A 2262-nucleotide genomic window follows, 5' to 3' on the forward strand; every position below is an offset into this window, starting at 1 on the left:
TGCAATTTAATTCGTTAAATTGATCAAATATTTATGCAGGTTGGTATAACTACCTCACTTAAAAGTGATAACAGTTATATGATTAGCGCTGAAAAATTGAAAAAAACAAAAATTACTCAGTTAATCATGGGATCGGAATTGACGAAGATATTTGGCTAAAAATAAATTATCTCGGTATGGGGGTCTTGGTAGAAAACCCCGACCACTCTAGACTCGATGCAGGGGGCGCTAATCTATAAATAAGATTGATTACCTCACGTTGGGCAATCAATCCTTTATTTAGCTTTAATACCTATTGCTTATAAACCTTGCTCAGTAGCCATTTTTTTCGCAATTTGTGGGGCAGTCCAAAGTGATGGTAACAACACAAATGATACAGGTACGGCGGTTACTACAATAAACGACTGCAGTGCAGAAATACCACCTGAACCTATCGAAATTAATATTGCTGCCATAACCCCCATCATAATGCCCCAAAACACTCTAACGGGTGTTTGCGGATGATCGTTACCCGTCATTACCATAGATACCGAGTAGGTCATGGAGTCACCTGTGGTTGCTACAAATATTGTGGTTAAAATTAAAAACAACACCGATATAACAAAGCCCATAGGCAGCTGCTCAGTAATAGCCAACAGTGCAGCGGGTAAATTTAAGCCCGCAAAGGGTTCTGAAATAACACCCGGGTTTGCTAACTCAAAAAATATACCTGAACCACCCACTATCGTAAACCAAAAACAAGTAATAACAGGAGCAATTATTGAGATAAGCGTGATCATTTCGCGAATAGTACGGCCGCGTGAAATTCGTGCAACAAACATAGCCATTAAAGGTCCATAACCTAAAAACCAGCCCCAAAAGAATACCGTCCACCAGTCTAACCAGGCGGTATCGGCACGAAAAGTGGCCATAGGAATAAAGTTATTAATATAAAGCCCAAACGAATGAATATAGCTATCAAAAATAAAAGCTGTAGGCCCCATCAGCAAAATAAACAGCATTAACGCTACGGCTAAAATTACATTAAAGCGACTGAGTAATTGAATTCCTTTAGTGACGCCACTTACAGCAGATAGAGTATAAATTGCAATTAAACCAAATAAAATAGCCACTTGAGTGGTGTAAGTATCTGGAATACCAAATAGCTTTTCTAAACCAAAACTTACTTGCAACCCTAAAAAACCAATAGGGCCTACCGTGCCTGCTACTACAGCTATAACACAACACGAATCGACAATAGCACCAAATGCGCCTTTCATTACGCGCTCACCAAATACCGGATACAACAAAGTACGTGGCTTAAGCGGTAAACCTTTTTCGTAATGTAAATGCATATAAACTATGCCTGTAAGGCTGCCTAAAATAGCCCAGGCTAAAAACCCCCAATGCATAAAGCTTTGCGCTAAAGCATTAAATGCAGCCTCTTTAATCCCTGACTCACCACCAAAAATTGGCGGCGGCGAAATAAAATGCGCCATGGGCTCAGCAGCAGCCCAAAACACCCCACCACCAGCAAGGAGTGTACACATAATAATGCTGATCCACTTAAAGGTGTTAATCTCTGGCTTTTTTAAACCACCTAATACCACTTTTCCGGTACGTCCAAAGGCTAAAAACAACCCAATTATAAAGGTCGAAAGCAATAATATTTGCCAAAAGGCACCAAACGTCTTAGTAGAAAAAGCAAAGGCGGTATTGATCCAACTCGACATCAAATCAATATCATAAAGTGCTAGCACAGCAAATAGCACAAGAATGCCACCACTGATTAAAAATACCGGTATATCTACCCCTACCAAATACTTTATTGTAGATGAATGCTCATCCTCATGTTGTTTTGTTACTCCAGTAGTGCTCATTTATCGTCTCTTGATGGATTTTTAGTTACCGACATAGCGACATACCACAACACCCACCCTAAATACGAAATGAAGCGACGCGAATCAAAAGGTTAAATTATCTTTCGATCTTACTTTATTCCGAGTTTAGAAAATGCCATAACAAATATCTTAACTGCCAACTTGTAAATATTTTACCCTTTTCAGCCACCTAATCCAACGGTACTCTAATTATTAATAGTGAATTTACACAATAGTAAAGCCTTGCTTACAGCTATTTTTAATAATAAACAAATATAAAACAACAATTTTGAAGGGGTTAGGAAAACAGAAATAGCAATATAAATAAAGAGATGGAAAATACAGCGATAGAACAAGATACATAAGGCTAAGTATATTAATAGTCAAATGCATAATTAATCTC

1 protein-coding gene is annotated in these 2262 nt (G+C 38.2%); it reads right to left on the reverse strand.

From position 1 onward, the window contains the following. Positions 1 to 299: 299 nt before the first annotated feature. The gene (locus GQR46_RS18875) at positions 300 to 1859 is read right to left on the reverse strand and encodes a BCCT family transporter (protein WP_165728893.1); all 1560 of its coding nucleotides are present in this window, start codon (positions 1857 to 1859) and stop codon (positions 300 to 302) included. Between the last annotated feature and the right edge of the window lie 403 nt (positions 1860 to 2262).

The sequence above is a fragment of the Pseudoalteromonas sp. Z1A6 genome, from assembly GCF_011378745.1.
Taxonomy (GTDB): domain Bacteria; phylum Pseudomonadota; class Gammaproteobacteria; order Enterobacterales; family Alteromonadaceae; genus Pseudoalteromonas; species Pseudoalteromonas arctica.